Here is a 15,242-nt window from a genome sequence, read left to right as displayed (position 1 = left end):
TCATTGGGTGAACAGGTCGGAAATCGCGTCGCCCAGGTCTTTCACCGCGCCGGCAACGCCCCCGGCCGCGCCTTCGGCCCCCACGCCGATGGCGCGGCCGAAGCCGCTCGCGATCTGCGCGGCGAACCCGCGCGAGGCCGAAAACTTGGGGTTGTCCAGGCTGCCGGAAAGCTTGAATTCCATACGCAGGACTCCCTTGCGATTCTCCAGCGCCGCCAGCACGGCTTTGCGCGGCAACGAAAACAGCGAACCGTCGCCGCTGAATGCCAGGTCGCGCAGCGCCACCACGCCCGACGCCTCCAGTTGGCGCCGGGCGATGGTGGTGCGCATGTCCAGGTCCATCGCGCCGCCGGACAGCGATCCCGCGCCGTTGCCGGCCAGGTATGGCGCGGCGTGACGGACGTCCATGTTGCGCACCGCCACCGTGATGTCGGCATCGCTGCCGCCGAGCGTCAATGTGCCGTTGGCCTGCACCGTGGACGCGCCGCCGCGGTTGTCGCGCACCGCGCCCTGGAACGTGATGTCGCTGCGCTGGTCGTTGGCGGGCAACACCAGCGGTTGCAGGCGCGCCGAGACGTGGTCGAAGGCAATGCGATGCGGCGGCGTGGCAACGGCGGCGTCGATGAAATCCAGCCGGCCTTCCTCCAGGATGACGGCATCGGCCCGCAGCGGCCGCCGGCCCCGCGCCGCGGCGTCGCCGCCGTGACCTTCACGCAGGGCGGCCTGCAACGCCGGCGAAATCTGCATGTCGCCGTCGGCGCCGCGCAGCACCGCAAAATCGAAACCTTGCACGGTGATGCGGCGAAAGACGGCGACCTGCCCCAGCAGCGAGCGCCATTCGGGTTCCGCCACCACCCGCCGCGCGCTGGCTGGCGCCATGCCCGCGGCGCCGGCAATCCTCACGTCCGTCAACACCACCTCGTTGAAGCCCAGCCGCACCTCGCCAACCTGCGCGCGCGGCCCCAGCAGGCCGGCGATGCGCCGCTCCGCCACCCGGGTGCCGACCCAGGCCAGCACGGCCAGCAGCACGGCGGCCGCCAGGAGGATGACGAGGACCTTGCCCAGGAGCGAGCGGCGGCGCGGCGTGGCGGCATTCATGGCGATGGAGTGTCTCGTTCTGTCGATGGCCGCTGCGCGATCGCGTGGCGGCGGGCCTTGGAGCGGCCCTGCCCTGGCACCTTAACGACGGGCCGCGCATGGCGCAAGGCGGATGGCATCACCGGTATGCGTGGACCATCCAGGGCGGCGCGGCGCCGTGCCGCCGCCAGAGGCGCGATGCGCCGCCGGCGGCACGGTGCTCGCGGACAAGACGATGCCCGCGCAGCACGGGTTGCGCGGGCATCGTCACGACTCGAGTGCGCCGGTGGGCGCACCGGCCTGTGCCAGGCTTGTTCCGCAAAAACCGGTATACCCGGGTTCAGGGTGTCAACGCTGCGTCTGCGAACGCTGGCCGCCCTGCTGGCCCGGCTGTTGGCCCTGGCCACGGTCCTTGTCCACCTGCTGGCCGCCAGGCTGCTGCCCCTGAGAACGGTCGCGGTGCTGCGGATTTTCCTGGGATTGCTGCTTTTGCTGCTGCTTTTGCTGGTCGGGCTGATTGGGGTTTGCCATCGCAAGTCTCCTGAGAGGCGGAACCATTCCGCCAGGGACTTGCCAGCAACTGGCGTGCCCGGCCCCCCCGCCCCTTGCGCCGTCAGCGGCTGTGGGGAATTTTGGCGGCAGTGGGCAGAAAAGGCGGCACGGCGCGCAGGCGCGGGAAAGACCGGACGCGGCGCGACTGCCGCGGCCTTATTGCGTGGTGACGTGCGCCGGCAGGCCGGCCTCGGCGTCCTGCGGATCGAAGGCGTCCAGCCAGGCCGAGGCATAGGTGGCGGGCGCGGCCAGCGGTTCGCCTCGGTCGCGCTGGACACGCAACCGCGTCATCAGGTCATCCAGCGGCATCGGCCGGCCCAGGGCGTAGCCCTGCCCGTAGCGGCAGCCGGCAGCCCGCAGGGCGGGAATGTCGGCAACGTTCTCGACGCCCTCGGCCACCACCCGCCAGCCCATCCGCGTGGCCAGTTCCGCGGCCGTGCGCAGCACCTCGAACGCCACCGCGCTGCGCCGCATCCGGGTGACGAAATACTGGTCGATCTTGACCTCGGACAACGGAATGGCCGACAGCAGTTTCAGGGAGGCGTGGCCGGTGCCGAAATCGTCCAGGCTGACCTCGCAACCGGCCTGTTCCAGCTTTTCCAGGGTCGCACGCAACGCCTCCAGTTCCTTGATGGGCTGGTCTTCGGTCAACTCGACCCGCAGCAGCGAAGCCGGCAGTTCGGCGGCATGGATGCGGCCCAGCAGGAATTCGACCGCGCGCTCGTCCGACAGCGTCGACGCCGGGGCATTGATTGCAATGGGAACCGCCATGCCGGCGCGCCGCATGGTCTGCAACATGTCGATGACGCGCTGCGCGACCCGCTCGAACAGCGTCCTGTCAAGCCCGAGCCGGTTGACGGCGGGCACGAACTCGGCGGGCATCACGATGCCCAGCTTGGGATGCTGCCAGCGCGCCAGCGCCTCGGCCGAAACGATGCGGCCGGTCAGCAGGTCGACCTGCGGTTGCAGCAACACCCGCAGGCCGTCTTTGCCTGAAATCATGGCGGCGACTTCCTGGTCGCTCACCACCGAGCTTGTGGAAGCCTCGTCGGTTGGCGTCATGTTCGCTCCTGAAGCACCCCGGAATATGACCTGCGCTGTCCGGGCGCATAACGGGGCGCATTGGACATGAGTATTCACATTCGGCCTGCAGGAATATGCTTACCGGCTCGTGTACTACCCAGCGTATTCGATCGCCAATGTTTTTTTATGCGATTTTGCGCATTTACTCCAGGCAATTCTGCGCCTGTGCGGCGCCAAAGTCACATATATGTAACCAGTAGTATTCAAGGCGAAGGATTCATGAAAATCGCATTATTCGGACGCTCGAATATTTCTTTGCGATTTCGCCTTGTCGACATGGTAGCGTTGCGCCTTTTCCGCCATTGCGGACTATCGTCCATTCGTGGTTTCCCGCGTGACTACCCTGCTATCCCGTTGGCGCCTTTCGCTGCGCCACGTCCTCTGGCTGGATGCCCTGCAAGCCGCCGCCATCAGCGCCGCGCCCGTGATCCTGGCCGTGCTCGCGCACGAGCCGCGGCTGGGCTGGACCGCCATCGCCGCGTTCTGGGCCTGCTTCGGCGATCCTGGCGGGCCCTTGCGCCAGCGCGCCGGCTCGATGCTGGCGCTGGGCCTGATCGGGGCGTTGTTCTGCTTCCTGGCCAGCGCCAGCGCCGGTCATCTGTGGCTGTTGTTGCCCTTGACCTTCGCCTGCTGCACCTTCGGCGGCCTGCTGCGCGTGCTTGGGCCGGCGGCCGCCATTGTCGGCACCCTGCTGTCGGCCGGCTTCGTGGTGGCGGCTGAACTGCCCGCGCCCACGCTTGCCGCCAGCCTGTCGTACACCTTGTTCTTCGTGGCCGGCGCGCTGTGGGCGATCCTGATGACCGCGCTGGTGTGGCGCCGCCGTCCCTGGAAGGACGCGACCCACGCGGTCGCGCACTGTTATCGTGGCCTGGCCGATTTCGCCGACGCGCTGGCCCGCATGTATTCGGGCCTGGCGCCGGCCGCCGGTCCGCAAGCCTGGAGCGCGGTCACCCGGCCCCAGCGCAGCGCACTGCGGGCCGCGCTGGAAGCGGCGCGCGTGCGCATCCGCGAGGTGCAGGATGCGCGCCCGTCGCGGCGCACCCGCGCCCAGCAATTGTTCTATCTGCTCGACAGCGCCGAAGACAGCTTCATCGCCCTGGTGGCCGCCGCCGACCTGCTGGAGTCGAACGCGCCGCGCTGGCTCGGCCGCGCCGCCGGCGCCCACCTGTCGCACGCCTTCCATCGCTACGCCAGCGTCGCCAACGCCATCGCCAGCACCTCGGACGTCGGCGACGCGCGCCAGGCCGAATGCCTGCGCGAACGGCTGGCCCACTTCGGCGCCGGCCTGCACGAGCTGCGTGGAGCCGCCATGGCCCATGCCCCCGACCTGGCGACCATGGTGCCGGTCCTGGACCGCCTGCAACAGACCGCCCAGTCGATCGCGCAGGCGCTGTTCGAGCGGGACGGGGCCCCGGTCGCGCCCGCGCCGGCGGCGCGCGCGGCCACGCCGGCCCGGCTGGCGTGGCGCAGCCTGCGGCAGAACCTGCGTTTCGAGTCCGACGCGTTTCGTCATGCCTTGCGCGTGGGCATCGGCGCCACCATCGCGGTGGCGCTGTCCAGGACCTTCGAGGTCAATCACGGCTATTGGATGTCGCTGACGCTGGTGTTCATCCTGCAACCCTATTTCGCCGGCACCTGGCGCCGCACGCTCGAACGGGTGATCGGCAGCGTGGCCGGCGCCATCGGCGCGTCGCTGCTGGGACTGCTGCTAAGCACGCCGCTGTCGGTGGCATTGGCGGTGCTGCCGATCGCGCTCGGCACCTTCGCCGCGCGCACTGTCCACTATGCCTTGTTCACGTTCTTCCTGACCTCGCAGTTCGTGCTGGTCAGCCACATCCAGCAACCGGACATCTACGAACCGATGCTGGCGGCGCTGCGGGCCTTCAACAGTGTCCTGGGCGGGGTGCTGGCGCTGCTGGTCGGTTTCCTGGTATGGCCCGAAAAGGAACCCCGCCAACTGGCGGGCGCGCTCAGCCGCGCGCTGGAACACCATGCCGCCTACGCGCTGGCGCTGATCCGCGCCAAGAGCGGCGCCGGGGCGGCCGGCGACATTGTGGGCCTGCGCCGCCAGGCCTGCCTGTCGGCGGACAACGCCGAGGCGTCCTTGCAGCGGCTGCAACAGAATCCCGTGCATCGCGACCGCAAGGTGGATACCGCCGTCAATCTGTTGAACGCGATGCGCCGGGTGACCGCGGCCGGCACGGTGCTGGAGATCCAGCCGCCGCTGCCCCCGGACAGCCCTGCCGCGCCGGCCCTGCGCGACTACGGCCTGGCGCTGGCGCATGCGCTGCATCCGCAGGAACCCGAACCGGCCGTCGCCATCCGCCAGCTGGCCTTGCCCGCCGCGGTGGCCGCGGCCGCGCCCACATTGGCCGGGCCGCTCGAACGCATCGCGCAGCAGGCGCGCCAGGTGCGGCAACTGCGCGACCGGGTGCAGCAGGCCTGATCCCGGCGCCGCCGCGCCCGCGGGTTGCGGCAACGCTTGCAAACTGCGGACCGGTTGACGCCCATCAAGGGCGTTGGCGCGGGAACGCGCAACGATGGAGGCCTACCGCACTCAAAAGGAGGCCGCCATGTACCGCCGCATTTCCGTCCACCTGGACCACGGATTCGATTGCCCCCGCCGCACCGCGGTGGCCCTGGCCCTGGCCAGGCGCCACAAGGCCGAATTGGTCGGCATCTACGCCAGTTCCGCGCCCCTGCAGTATTACTACGGTGAATCCGTGATGATGTCGCGGACCCTCGATGTGATGCGTGACCTGCAGGCGCAGAATCGCGGCGCGGTGCAGAACGCCTTCCTCGAAGCCGCCGCCGCGGCCGACGTGCCGGCCGTGGTGCGCGCCGGCGCCAGTTCGCCCAGCGCCAGCGTGGCGCTGCTTGGCCGCACCAGCGATCTGCTGGTCGTCAGCCAGCAGAACCGCGAGGACATCGAGGCCGCGCACGAAAACGAATTCGTCGAGCAAACGCTGCTGGCCGCCGGCCGGCCGGTGCTGGTGGTGCCGTCCAGCGGCGACTTCCCCGTGATCGGCGATCGCGTCCTGTATTGCTGGGACGGCAGCCGCGAGGCCGCGCGGGCGCTGGCCGATGCCGCGCCGCTGCTGCGCCTGGCCGCGCATCTGGTGGTGCTGACCATGGACGAAGGCGCCGCCACCCGCAAGGAGGAAGCGGTGCCGTTCGAGGACCTGGCCACCTATTGCATCGCCCAGGGCATGCCGGCTCCGGATCACGCGCGCCGCGACATCAAGGGCGTGGGCGTGGGCGGCACCATCCTGAACGCGGCGGCCGACTACAGCGCCGACCTGGTCGTCATGGGCGCCTACGGCCACAGCAAATTCCGCGAATGGGCGATGGGCGGCGCCACCGCGTCGATCCTCAAGAGCATGACCGTGCCGATCATGTTCTCGCATTGATCCCGGGCCGCGCGCCCGCGCCGCGTCAGCCGCGAGGCGGGGGCACCGGCGTCAGCACGGCCTGGCCGGCGAAATGCGCGCCGGCATTTTCCAGGAACAGGGCCACCGTCGCCGACACCGCCTCGGGCGAACGTCCGGCGCTGTGCGGCGTCAACACCACGTTGTCCAGCGCCAGCAGCGCCGGCGGCACCACCGGCTCGCCTTCCACCACGTCCAATCCGGCGCCGGCGATACGGCGGCCGGCCAGCGCGGCGATCAGCGCATCGGTATCGACCACGCTACCGCGGGCGATGTTCACCAGATAGCCTTGCGGCCCGAGCGCGTCGAGCACCGCGGCGTCCACCAGGTGGCGCGTTTCGGCGCCGCCGGGCGTGGCGACCACCAGAAAATCGCTGGCCTCGGCCAGCGCCCTCGGGCTGTCGTAGTACGCATAACCGCAATCGGGCCGCGCCCGCCGGCTGTAATACCCCACCGTCATGCCGAAGCCATTGGCGCCGCGCCGGGCGATTTCCAGGCCGATGCTGCCCAGGCCCAGGATGCCCAGGCGCTTGCCCGATACCTGCGGTCCCATGAACCCGCTCCAGTGTCCCTGGCGCACCCAGGCGTCGGCCTGCGGGAGGTGCCGCGCCACGCCCAGCAGCAGGGCCATGGCATGGTCGGCCACCGAGGTGGCGTTGGCGCCGGGACCGTGCGTGACCTGCACCCCGCGCGCGCGAGCGGCGGCCAGGTCGATGTTCTCGAAGCCGACGCCCAGCGAACAGATCAACGACAGCCGGGGCAGCGCCGCCATCTCGTCGACGCGAAAGCCGGTGGCCCCGCGGGTCAGCACGACCCGGATCTCGTCCGCATGGTCACGAATGGCGCGGGCACGTTCCTCTGGCGTGGTGGCGAGGATGCAGCGAAAGCCACGGTCTTCGATCGCGGGCAGGAAATCGTGCACGCTGTCTATCAATATCAACAAGGGGATCTTCATGTCGCTACAGGAGGGAGGCAGTGAAAACTCGATGGCGCCAAAAAGCGCCGGCAGATCTTACGCCTCGGTACAATTGCGCGCCACCCGCCTCCCCCGCCATCGACCGCGCCATGAAAGCCAAGCTCCGAAAATCCCTGCGCACCGCCGTGTCATTCCTGCACCGGTGGACGGGCCTGGTCCTGGGCGTGGTGCTGGTCCTGGCGGGCCTGAGCGGCAGCCTGCTGGCCTTCGATCATGAATTGGATGGATGGTTGAATGCCCGCATGCTGCGCAACACGGCCGGCGCCTGCAACACCGCGCAGCCCCCTTCGGCCGCCGCCGGCGCGGTCCAGCGAGCCTGGCCCGGCGCCGAGATCGGCGCCATCACCCTGCCCCAGGCCGCGGGCGACAGCTATCGAGTGCAATTCAGGCACGACGCGACCGCGGACAACGAGGCAGGCGTGGACGCCTGCTCCGGCCAGTTGCTGGCCAGCCGCAACCGCGATGCGGTCGCGCTGGACCGGTCCCATGTGATGCCATTGCTGCTGCGCTGGCACATGACGCTGTTGCAAGGCAAGACCGGCCGCGAAATCCTGGGTTGGCTGGCGCTGGCATGGCTGGCGCTGTTGGCGGCCGGCATCTATCTGGCGTGGCCCCGGCCCGGGCACTGGCGTCGCTCGGTGACCGTGACGCGCGGCGTCGGCGCCTTTCGCACCAGCTACGAACTGCATCGCGCCGCCGGGCTGATAGCCGCGCTATTCCTGCTGGTGGTGGCGGGCACCGGGTTTTTCCTGGGCCTGCCGCAACTGGGCCGGCAACTGGTCGCCAGCGTGGCCACGGTGCCGGTGGATGCGCGCGCCGCCGTTCTGCCGGCGCTGGGTCCGGCCGAACCGGAGATCGGCTGGGACGGCGCCGCGACCCGGGCGCGCGGCCTGGCGCCGGCCGACGCCACCCTGGTGATGCTGCGGCGCGATCCGGCGCGCGGCGTCTACCAGGCGCGCGTGCGCCGCGCCGATGACTGGCAGCCGGTCGGCACCCTGCGCATGTTCATCGACATGCGCAACGGCGCCCTGGTATCGGCGGCCGACCCCATTTCAGGCACGGCCGCGCAACGCTTCCTGGCGATGATGTTCCCGCTGCACTCAGGCAGCCTCTACGGCTTGCCGACCCGCATCCTGACGGCGGTGCTCGGCCTGCTGCCGCTGCTGTTCTTCGCGACCGGGGTGATCATCTGGATCAGCCGCCGGCGGCTGCAGCATCGCGGCCGGCAGGCGGCGCAGGCGCGCGCACGCGCGGCGCGGCAAGCCTGAGCCGGCCGTCGCGCCGCGCGCACGCCGCACGGCCCGTCCAGGGGCGGGTTGGCGGCGGCCCGCCCCTGCTCCCGCAGGGGCGGACGCGCCCGGGACGCCGCGCTACAGGCGTCCTGTCAGCAGCAGCACGATCAACACAATGAGCACGATCCCCAGCAGGCCGCTGGGGTAATAGCCCCAGCCCCGGCTGTACGGCCACGCGGGCACGGCACCGATGAGAAGGAGGATCAGGACGATCAGCAGAATGGTAGACATGATGGCTCCGTTTGTTCTTGGTTCAAGCGCGGCCCGCGCGCTCAGTGGACCGTGGCGGTCTTGTCCCGGGCGGGCGGCGGTTCAAGCGGCGGCAGGTCGACCTCGGGCTCATCGGTGTCCGGATCGACCGGCAGGTCGCCCGGCGGCGAGCCTGGCGGAATCGGCTCCGGCTTCGGCGGAACGTGCAAATACAGATGGTCTGGCATGGCGCTCTCCTGTAAATACGCTGCGGGTCGCGCGGCCGGGCGGTTCCCGGTCCGCTCCCCTCTGGACACGCTGGCGCTCAGGGGCGCGCCAGCGCAAAAACGCGCAGCAGTTCCCGATTGAATGCGGGGATGTCGTCCGGCTTGCGGCTGCTGATCCAGCGGCCATCCACCACCACTTCCTCATCCACCCATTGCGCACCGGCATTGCGCAGGTCGTCGGCCAGCGACGGCCAGCTGGTCATCTTGCGGTCCTTGACCAGGCCCGCCGAAATCAGCAGCCAGGCGCCATGGCAGATCACCGCCACGGGCTTGCCGGCCTCGTGCAGGGCGCGCACCAGCTCGCGCGCGTCGGGATGCAGGCGGATTTCGTCGGCGTTGACCACGCCGCCCGGCAGCAGCACGGCATCGAACCGGTCCGCTTCCGCGCGCGCTTGCGCGAACGTCAGGTCCACCTGGACGCGCTCGCCCTTGTCGTGGTGGCGCATGCCCTGCACGTCGCCGTGCCGCGCCGACACGATGACGGTGCGCGCTCCCTGCGCGCGCAAGGCGTCGCGCGGGTCGGTCAGCTCCACCTCTTCAAATCCGTCCATCACCAGAATGGCGACGTTGAAGTCCTGTAGTGTCTGTGTCATTCAATACTCCCGGTTTGCGGCAAGACATCCCTCAGCAAGCGGCGTGCCCGTTCGCCAGTGACTTGCCGCGGCCCCGCGGCGGGCCGGGCACGCGGCTTGCTCCAGGCCGGCGCCACCTGCAGGAGGGCCCATGGCAAACCGCAGCCCCGCGCCGCCCGAGCGCGGCGCCGATGACGCGCTGGTCTATATGGACGACACCGGGCCCGGCTATTCCCGGGTGCGGGTCAACGGCGCGACCTTCCATTACCTGGATACGCATGGCAGGCGCATCACCCGCGCGGCCGAATTGGCGCGCATCCGCGCCCTGGCGATCCCGCCGGCGTACGAAGATGTCTGGATCTGCCCATTGCCGCATGGCCATCTGCAGGCGACCGGACGCGATGCGCGTGGCCGCAAGCAATATCGCTACCACCCCGCCTGGGCACGGTTGCGCGACGCCGACAAATACCAGAGCCTGGGCGCGTTCGGCCTGCAGCTGCCCCGCATCCGGCGCCGGGTGCAGCACGACTTGCTGATGCCGGGCCTGCCTCGGGCCAAAGTGATCGCCGCGGTGGTGCGCCTGCTGGACGACACCCTGATCCGCATCGGCACGCGTGAATATGCGCGCGCCAATCGCTCCTACGGCCTGACCACCCTGACGCGACGCCACGCCAGCGTCAGTGGCGACCGCCTGCGCTTCCGATTCCGCGGCAAGAGCGGCGTGGCGCATGACGTGACGGTAAGAGACCGGCGCATCGCCCGGGTGGCCAAGCGCTGCCTGGAGATCCCCGGCCAGCAATTGTTCCAGTACCTGGACGAAACCGGCGAGGCCCATGGCATCGATTCGGAGGCGGTCAATGCCTATCTGAGGGAAGCCGGCGCCGCCGATTTCAGCGCCAAGCACTACCGGACCTGGGCGGGTTCCGTGCTGGCCTTCGCGGCGCTGCAGGCCTGCCCCTGGGTCGATGAACGGCAGGCGCGGCAGGCAGTGGTGGACGTCATCAAGCAGGTATCGCGACGGCTGGCCAATACGCCGGCGGTCTGTCGCGCCTGCTACGTGCATCCATCGATCATCGAGGAATACCTGGCGGGGCGACTGCCGCCGCGCGCCGCCGCGCCCGCGCGGCCGCGCGGCCTGAATGCCGACGAGCGGCGGCTGCTGGCCTTCCTGCGGGACGCCTGAGCGACCCCTGGCCGGGGTCGCTCAGAGAATCGACGAGCGGGCGTTCTTGGCGCGCGGTTGCGGCTGGGCGTTGTCGGCCCAGTTGGATTCGGTCTGGTCGTCGGCCACCCGGCGGCCGTCGCGGGCGGCTTCGTCCGGGGTGGCCGCGTCAGGCCTGGGGGGCTGGCGCGGCACGTCGACCGGCGACTGCGGCGGCAATACCTTGCCTGAAGCCGCAGCCGCGGCGCCGCTGCGCGCCTGCCGTTCGGCGCGGGGCTTGCCAGGCGATGATGATGGCGTGGAGGTCTTGGATGAAGTCATGCGAAACGCTCCCGATAAATCCGCTATGGTCCGATCCATGCTACGGCATGCGCCACCTGGACAGCATGCGCGCACGGCTCAAATTGCAAGCGGATGTGGCAGGACCCGCAGGAGCGCCGGTTCACGGTAAAACGAACATTCACAACGAGATGCAATGCAAGATCCCTACGGGGCCGATACATGCCAGCCTTTTCTCCATGCGCCGCGCCCGCGACGGAACGCGGCCATGTTTTCGCCAACGCAGACTCCAGGAGCTTCCCATGGCCAACAACCATACCCCCGCGCCCTCGGACTTTCCCGAGAACGGCCCCGACGACCGCGGCGCGCGCCGCCGCCGTCACCCCGAAAGCTGGATCGACGATCTCGAGGCCACCCTCAGCGACGCCTCGGCCACCGACCTGGAGGCCCTGAAGGCGCGGCTGGCCGAGCAGTTGCGCGATACCCGCCACAGCCTGCGCAACGCCTCCGACAGCGCCCAGGACATGGTGCGCGAGACCATCGACTGCACCGAGCAGTACATCCATGCGCGTCCCTGGCAGGCGATCGGCCTGGTGGCCGGCGCGGCATTCCTGTTCGGCGTGGTGGTGGGACGCCAGTAAGGCAGGCGGGTCGCCCGCGCGCGCCGCCGGCGCGCGCGGGCATGGCAGTTGCTCGGGATGGCCCGAGGGCGCACCGGCGCCCGCCATCCAGGGAGATCCGCATGACGCAATCCGACGACGCCGCGCCTGGCTCGCGACCCCATCCGACGCCGCCCATGCCGGCCCAGCACCTGCCCAAGCCTGGCGAAGAAGCGCGCATGGCGCTGCGGCCGCAGTATCTGGCGCCCGGCTACCAGGGCAGCGGCAAACTGGCCGGCATGGCGGCCATCGTCACCGGCGGCGATTCGGGCATCGGCCGCGCGGTCAGCGTGCTGTTCGCGCGCGAAGGCGCGGACGTCGCCATCGTCTATCTCAACGAACACGAGGACGCCCGCGAAACCGAGCGCGCGGTGCAGGCCGAAGGCCGGCGCTGCCTGCTGATCGCCGGCGACGTGCGCGAATCGGCTTTCTGCGACCGGGCCGTGGAACAGGCGGCGCAAGCCTTTGGCCGGCTCGACGTGCTGGTGAACAACGCCGCGTACCAACAGCACGACGAAGGGCTGTCGGCCATCAGCGACGAAAAGTGGGACAAGACCCTGCGCACCAACATCTACGGCTATTTCTACATGGCGCGCGCGATCCTGCCCCATCTGCGCGCGGGCGCCGCCATCATCAACACCGGCTCGGTCACCGGCCTGCGCGGCAGCGGCGGCCTGCTGGACTACTCCACCAGCAAGGGCGCCATTCATGCATTCACCCGCTCGCTGGCGTCGAACCTGACCAGCCAGGGCATCCGCGTCAATGCGGTGGCGCCGGGACCGGTCTGGACGCCGTTGAACCCCGCCGACCGCGACGCCGACGAAATCCCGTCTTTCGGCCAGGACACGGAACTGGGCCGGCCGGCCCAGCCCGAGGAAATCTCGCCCGCCTATGTGTTCCTGGCGGCGCCGGCCTGCTCCAGCTACATCACCGGCATCGTGCTTCCCATCACGGGCAGCGCGGGCGACTGAGGCCGCGGCCAGCCTGCGCCTGCGGACTGGCCTATTTCTGTGGCGCCACCGTCTCCGGGGCCACCGAGGCGGGCGCGCTGCGCTCGGCCGGCGACACCGGCGGGGGTTCGCCCTGTCGGGCAGGCGGCGCCGCCGCGTCCGGACGTGCCGCCGGATCCCGCTTGAGCGCGCGCGCCAGCGCAAGCTGGTCGGCCAGCACCGGCTGATGGCGCAGGGCGAAATCACGCACCTGGGCATCGGCGCTTTGCTCGGCCGCGGTGCGATACAGACGCTCGCTCTTCTCATGGGCCAGCAGCGCTACCTGCTCGATATAAAGGCTGTCGAACGCTTCTCCGGTCTTGCCGGCCATCGCTTCCAGCGCGCGCTGATCGCCGGGCTCCGCCTTGGCCGGCAGCGTGATCCGCTTCGCTCGCGCCAGTTGCCGCAGGCTGGCATCCCGTTCCTGGTAGCTCGAGCGCATCTTCTCGGCGAAGGCCCGCACTTCGGTGCTGGCCGCGCGTTCGCTGGCCAGGCGCGCCGCCTGCAGCTGAAAGGCATCGGCGGCCGCGGCCGCCTGCAGGAAGTGGCTGTCCGCCGGCGACAACTGCGCGGCGCGGGCAGCCAGGGGCGCGGCCAGCAGCATGAACAGGCAAGCGGCAAGCAGCGCTTGCAGCAGGGTTCTGTGATTCATCTGCGTCTCCTTGCCGCCATCGGCGGCTCATGGCGCCACCGACGGCGCCTCGACGTGGCGCGGCGGCTTCAGGGGATCGAAGTCCTGCCACTTGCCGTCCTGCCAGCGGCCCTGGGCGCGTTCGATATCGTGCCCTCCCGCCTCGCGCAGTACCCGCCGCGCCAGGGCTTCGCGCTCCGGGGACACGGGCAACGCCAGCATCACCCCGGCCTGTCGCAGGGCCGGATGCGCCTCGGCGGGTTCGGGCGCAGTCCTTGCCGGGCGCCGGCGGTTCTTGCCCGCCACCCGCAACGCGCCGGCCAGGGCGCCGATATAGGCTCCCGCGCCGGCCGCCACGATCACCACCAGCGTCGCGGCGCCCGACCACAGGGCCACCAGGCCGCCGGCCAACGCCAGCAGCAACCCCAGCACCGCGGCGCCCGCCAGCGCGCCCAGGTGCGCGCCGCGGGCATCCGGATCCGCGACGCGATCCCCGCCCAGCGGAAAGCGCGCATGCTCGCCCGCCGTGTTGATGTAGAACGTGTGCAGCTCGTCCTCGGAGAATCCTTCGAGACGCAGGCGCTGCGCCGCCTCGGTCGCCTCGTCGAACGTCTGGAAGCGCGCGGCAACAATCAGGGACATGGCAATCTCCTATCGGCTCGGACCCGTCGTGGGCCATGCCCTGCCGGCAGCAATTGGCATGCCCGGCCGGGTACGCGGCACGCCGCTTGCTGCATCGCCACCGGGGAAAGCGTGGTGGTTGCCGGCCGCGGTTGCGGCGCGCAAGCCATCCCGCGCCGCGAAGCGGCACCACCGCCGGCGGCGCATGACCCGCATGCCGCTGGCATCGGAGTGCGACATGCAAACCTATGGCGACGACGACGATCTCGCTTTTGCCACGAACGGCGACAACGTTGCCGGCAGCGCCCGCGACCGCCACGGCCTGCGGCCGCTGGATTGGACCGCCCTGGTCACGCTGGTGGCCGGCGGGTTGAACTGCGGCCTGATCGCGGCCGTCAACCTGGATGTGTTCGCGCGCATGCTGCCCTGGCCGCTGGCCGGCCGCGTGGCCTACGGCCTGGTCGGCTTGGCCGCGCTGCATTGCGTGGTGTTGCTGTTCCGGCTCGCCGCCGACGAGGCCTGAAGGTCGTCGGCCGTGCCCGCGCCGCGCTCACCGCCCCGCGCCGGGCTTGCGGGTGCCGGGATACTGGCCGCCTCGGGCTTGCGGGTGCCGGGATACTGGCCGCCTTCTTCATACTCGGCCCCCTTCGGATGGGGATGCTTGTCCGCGCGGCGAGGAGCCGCCGGCGTATCGCGCCCGGGTTGGTCCGCCCCGAACTGGCCGCTGCGGTGAGCCGCCGCCGTGTCGTCCTGCGGCGTGTTGGCTTTGCCGGCGTCGATGTCCCCGGAATGGCTCGCGGCGCCCGTCGCGCCGTCCTGGTTGCGGTGGCTGGTCGGCTGGGCGGTGGTGGTTTTGCTCATGGCTATCTCCCGATGTCGCGGATGCCGCGGACGGCACCCTGTCGGGCAGTTGCGCTGCAAGTGGCGTGCCTGGGCGGCGGCGGGCACGCCGCTTGCTCACCCGCGCACGGCGGCCCATTTTCCGGCCCGCCCTATTCCCATCCGAAGGAGCCATCCATGAATCTGTCCAAGATCCGCCTGTCCCTGACGCTCATTCCGGCCGCGGCGCTGGGCCTGTCCGCGCTGGCCCTGCCCGCGGCCGCGCAGACCGCCTCGGGCGCCTCCTCCGCCGTGCGCAGCAACGAACAGATCGACAATCAATACAAGATGGACAAGAAACAGTGCGACGCGATGAAGGGCAACCAGAAGGACGTCTGCGAGCAGCAGGCGCAGGCCACTCGCGACAAGGCCAGGGCCGACGCCAAGGCCGGCAAGGAAAAGGCTGAAGCCAATCATGACGCGGCCAAGGCGCGCAACGAGGCCGACTACAAGGTCGGCAAGGAAAAATGCGATGCAATGTCCGGCAATGCCAAGGACACCTGCCTGGCCGACCTGAAGACCCGCCACGGCAAGTGACGGGAAGCGGCGGGATACGAGGCGGAAGG

Annotated in this window: 19 protein-coding genes; 8 read left to right on the top strand and 11 right to left on the bottom strand. The window is 70.2% G+C overall.

All coding sequences use genetic code 11. The annotated features are described in order from the left end of the window. The 3 genes from AT699_RS13905 to AT699_RS13895 all read right to left on the bottom strand — a co-directional run bounded on the left by AT699_RS13905 (position 1) and on the right by AT699_RS13895 (position 2,691). Positions 1-1,098 (bottom strand): DUF748 domain-containing protein, encoded by a 1,098-nt coding sequence (locus tag AT699_RS13905; RefSeq protein ID WP_024068803.1) that lies wholly within the window; start codon positions 1,096-1,098, stop codon positions 1-3. Between the two features lie 327 nt (positions 1,099-1,425). Beyond that, positions 1,426-1,608: a hypothetical protein gene (locus AT699_RS13900; RefSeq protein ID WP_045953144.1), complete on the bottom strand. Its 183-nt coding sequence runs from the start codon at positions 1,606-1,608 to the stop codon at positions 1,426-1,428. Between the two features lie 177 nt (positions 1,609-1,785). Then, complete coding sequence (locus AT699_RS13895; protein WP_024068802.1) at positions 1,786-2,691, bottom strand: EAL domain-containing protein; 906 nt, start codon at positions 2,689-2,691, stop codon at positions 1,786-1,788. A 355-nt stretch (positions 2,692-3,046) separates the two neighbouring features. Between AT699_RS13895 and AT699_RS13890 the strand changes: the two genes are divergently transcribed. Next, on the top strand, positions 3,047-5,158 hold the full coding sequence (locus AT699_RS13890; RefSeq protein ID WP_045953143.1) for an FUSC family protein: 2,112 nt from the start codon (positions 3,047-3,049) through the stop codon (positions 5,156-5,158). 127 nt (positions 5,159-5,285) lie between these two features. After that, on the top strand, positions 5,286-6,122 hold the full coding sequence (locus tag AT699_RS13885; RefSeq protein ID WP_006386350.1) for a universal stress protein: 837 nt from the start codon (positions 5,286-5,288) through the stop codon (positions 6,120-6,122). Positions 6,123-6,147: 25 nt separating this feature from the next. Here AT699_RS13885 and AT699_RS13880 read toward each other — a convergent pair whose 3' ends face one another. Next, complete coding sequence (locus AT699_RS13880; RefSeq protein ID WP_024068801.1) at positions 6,148-7,095, bottom strand: 2-hydroxyacid dehydrogenase; 948 nt, start codon at positions 7,093-7,095, stop codon at positions 6,148-6,150. Positions 7,096-7,205: 110 nt separating this feature from the next. Between AT699_RS13880 and AT699_RS13875 the strand changes: the two genes are divergently transcribed. Continuing rightward, entirely contained in the window at positions 7,206-8,384 is a 1,179-nt protein-coding gene (locus AT699_RS13875; RefSeq protein WP_024068800.1) for a PepSY-associated TM helix domain-containing protein, read from the top strand. Between the two features lie 102 nt (positions 8,385-8,486). On the opposite strand, the gene AT699_RS30935 is transcribed toward AT699_RS13875, so the two are convergent. The 3 genes from AT699_RS30935 to AT699_RS13870 form a co-directional block, all read right to left on the bottom strand. Then, a complete protein-coding gene (locus AT699_RS30935; protein WP_006386347.1) occupies positions 8,487-8,639 on the bottom strand; it encodes a DUF3309 family protein in 153 nt (50 codons plus the stop codon). A 41-nt stretch (positions 8,640-8,680) separates the two neighbouring features. Next, positions 8,681-8,845: a hypothetical protein gene (locus AT699_RS31970; RefSeq protein ID WP_020927593.1), complete on the bottom strand. Its 165-nt coding sequence runs from the start codon at positions 8,843-8,845 to the stop codon at positions 8,681-8,683. A gap of 77 nt (positions 8,846-8,922) precedes the next feature. Next, the gene (locus AT699_RS13870) at positions 8,923-9,477 is read right to left on the bottom strand and encodes a type 1 glutamine amidotransferase domain-containing protein (RefSeq protein ID WP_006386346.1); all 555 of its coding nucleotides are present in this window, start codon (positions 9,475-9,477) and stop codon (positions 8,923-8,925) included. A gap of 130 nt (positions 9,478-9,607) precedes the next feature. On the opposite strand from AT699_RS13870, the gene AT699_RS13865 reads away from it, so the two are divergent. After that, positions 9,608-10,639, top strand: a complete 1,032-nt coding sequence (locus AT699_RS13865; RefSeq protein ID WP_058207311.1) for a DNA topoisomerase IB — start codon at positions 9,608-9,610, stop codon at positions 10,637-10,639. A gap of 21 nt (positions 10,640-10,660) precedes the next feature. Here AT699_RS13865 and AT699_RS13860 read toward each other — a convergent pair whose 3' ends face one another. Then, on the bottom strand, positions 10,661-10,939 hold the full coding sequence (locus AT699_RS13860; protein ID WP_024068798.1) for a hypothetical protein: 279 nt from the start codon (positions 10,937-10,939) through the stop codon (positions 10,661-10,663). A gap of 260 nt (positions 10,940-11,199) precedes the next feature. On the opposite strand from AT699_RS13860, the gene AT699_RS13855 reads away from it, so the two are divergent. Continuing rightward, a complete protein-coding gene (locus AT699_RS13855) occupies positions 11,200-11,538 on the top strand; it encodes an ElaB/YgaM/YqjD family protein (protein ID WP_020927590.1) in 339 nt (112 codons plus the stop codon). 101 nt (positions 11,539-11,639) lie between these two features. Then, positions 11,640-12,527, top strand: coding sequence for an SDR family oxidoreductase (locus AT699_RS13850; RefSeq protein WP_024068797.1), 888 nt, complete (start codon positions 11,640-11,642; stop codon positions 12,525-12,527). A gap of 31 nt (positions 12,528-12,558) precedes the next feature. On the opposite strand, the gene AT699_RS13845 is transcribed toward AT699_RS13850, so the two are convergent. Both AT699_RS13845 and AT699_RS13840 read right to left on the bottom strand, forming a co-directional pair. Then, entirely contained in the window at positions 12,559-13,197 is a 639-nt protein-coding gene (locus AT699_RS13845; RefSeq protein WP_024068796.1) for a DUF4142 domain-containing protein, read from the bottom strand. Positions 13,198-13,224: 27 nt separating this feature from the next. Beyond that, positions 13,225-13,818, bottom strand: coding sequence for a hypothetical protein (locus AT699_RS13840; protein WP_024068795.1), 594 nt, complete (start codon positions 13,816-13,818; stop codon positions 13,225-13,227). A gap of 217 nt (positions 13,819-14,035) precedes the next feature. On the opposite strand from AT699_RS13840, the gene AT699_RS13835 reads away from it, so the two are divergent. Beyond that, positions 14,036-14,320 (top strand): DUF378 domain-containing protein, encoded by a 285-nt coding sequence (locus AT699_RS13835; protein WP_026383478.1) that lies wholly within the window; start codon positions 14,036-14,038, stop codon positions 14,318-14,320. Here AT699_RS13835 and AT699_RS32200 read toward each other — a convergent pair. After that, the gene (locus tag AT699_RS32200) at positions 14,248-14,658 is read right to left on the bottom strand and encodes a hypothetical protein (protein WP_058207310.1); all 411 of its coding nucleotides are present in this window, start codon (positions 14,656-14,658) and stop codon (positions 14,248-14,250) included. The two genes, AT699_RS13835 and AT699_RS32200, sit on opposite strands and share 73 nt — an antisense overlap. Before the next feature lie 156 nt (positions 14,659-14,814). Here AT699_RS32200 and AT699_RS13825 point away from each other — a divergent pair, with 156 nt between their 5' ends. Beyond that, positions 14,815-15,213: a hypothetical protein gene (locus tag AT699_RS13825; protein ID WP_020927585.1), complete on the top strand. Its 399-nt coding sequence runs from the start codon at positions 14,815-14,817 to the stop codon at positions 15,211-15,213. Positions 15,214-15,242 lie beyond the last annotated feature (29 nt).

This window comes from Achromobacter xylosoxidans (assembly GCF_001457475.1).
Classification (GTDB): Bacteria; Pseudomonadota; Gammaproteobacteria; order Burkholderiales; family Burkholderiaceae_B; genus Achromobacter; species Achromobacter xylosoxidans.
This window is presented reverse-complemented; position numbering and strand designations above follow the sequence as displayed.

Bases quoted from the DNA above. Each gene is read 5' to 3' on its own strand.
- AT699_RS13895 (WP_024068802.1), bottom strand. From the start codon at position 2,691: ATGACGCCAACCGACGAGGCTTCCACAAGCTCGGTGGTGAGCGACCAG.
- AT699_RS13880 (WP_024068801.1), bottom strand. From the start codon at position 7,095: ATGAAGATCCCCTTGTTGATATTGATAGACAGCGTGCACGATTTCCTG.
- AT699_RS13835 (WP_026383478.1), top strand. From the start codon at position 14,036: ATGCAAACCTATGGCGACGACGACGATCTCGCTTTTGCCACGAACGGC.
- AT699_RS13855 (WP_020927590.1), top strand. From the start codon at position 11,200: ATGGCCAACAACCATACCCCCGCGCCCTCGGACTTTCCCGAGAACGGC.
- AT699_RS31970 (WP_020927593.1), bottom strand. From the start codon at position 8,845: ATGCCAGACCATCTGTATTTGCACGTTCCGCCGAAGCCGGAGCCGATT.
- AT699_RS13825 (WP_020927585.1), top strand. From the start codon at position 14,815: ATGAATCTGTCCAAGATCCGCCTGTCCCTGACGCTCATTCCGGCCGCG.
- AT699_RS30935 (WP_006386347.1), bottom strand. From the start codon at position 8,639: ATGTCTACCATTCTGCTGATCGTCCTGATCCTCCTTCTCATCGGTGCC.
- AT699_RS13870 (WP_006386346.1), bottom strand. From the start codon at position 9,477: ATGACACAGACACTACAGGACTTCAACGTCGCCATTCTGGTGATGGAC.
- AT699_RS32200 (WP_058207310.1), bottom strand. From the start codon at position 14,658: ATGAGCAAAACCACCACCGCCCAGCCGACCAGCCACCGCAACCAGGAC.
- AT699_RS13885 (WP_006386350.1), top strand. From the start codon at position 5,286: ATGTACCGCCGCATTTCCGTCCACCTGGACCACGGATTCGATTGCCCC.
- AT699_RS13850 (WP_024068797.1), top strand. From the start codon at position 11,640: ATGACGCAATCCGACGACGCCGCGCCTGGCTCGCGACCCCATCCGACG.
- AT699_RS13865 (WP_058207311.1), top strand. From the start codon at position 9,608: ATGGCAAACCGCAGCCCCGCGCCGCCCGAGCGCGGCGCCGATGACGCG.
- AT699_RS13860 (WP_024068798.1), bottom strand. From the start codon at position 10,939: ATGACTTCATCCAAGACCTCCACGCCATCATCATCGCCTGGCAAGCCC.
- AT699_RS13845 (WP_024068796.1), bottom strand. From the start codon at position 13,197: ATGAATCACAGAACCCTGCTGCAAGCGCTGCTTGCCGCTTGCCTGTTC.
- AT699_RS13840 (WP_024068795.1), bottom strand. From the start codon at position 13,818: ATGTCCCTGATTGTTGCCGCGCGCTTCCAGACGTTCGACGAGGCGACC.
- AT699_RS13905 (WP_024068803.1), bottom strand. From the start codon at position 1,098: ATGAATGCCGCCACGCCGCGCCGCCGCTCGCTCCTGGGCAAGGTCCTC.
- AT699_RS13900 (WP_045953144.1), bottom strand. From the start codon at position 1,608: ATGGCAAACCCCAATCAGCCCGACCAGCAAAAGCAGCAGCAAAAGCAG.
- AT699_RS13875 (WP_024068800.1), top strand. From the start codon at position 7,206: ATGAAAGCCAAGCTCCGAAAATCCCTGCGCACCGCCGTGTCATTCCTG.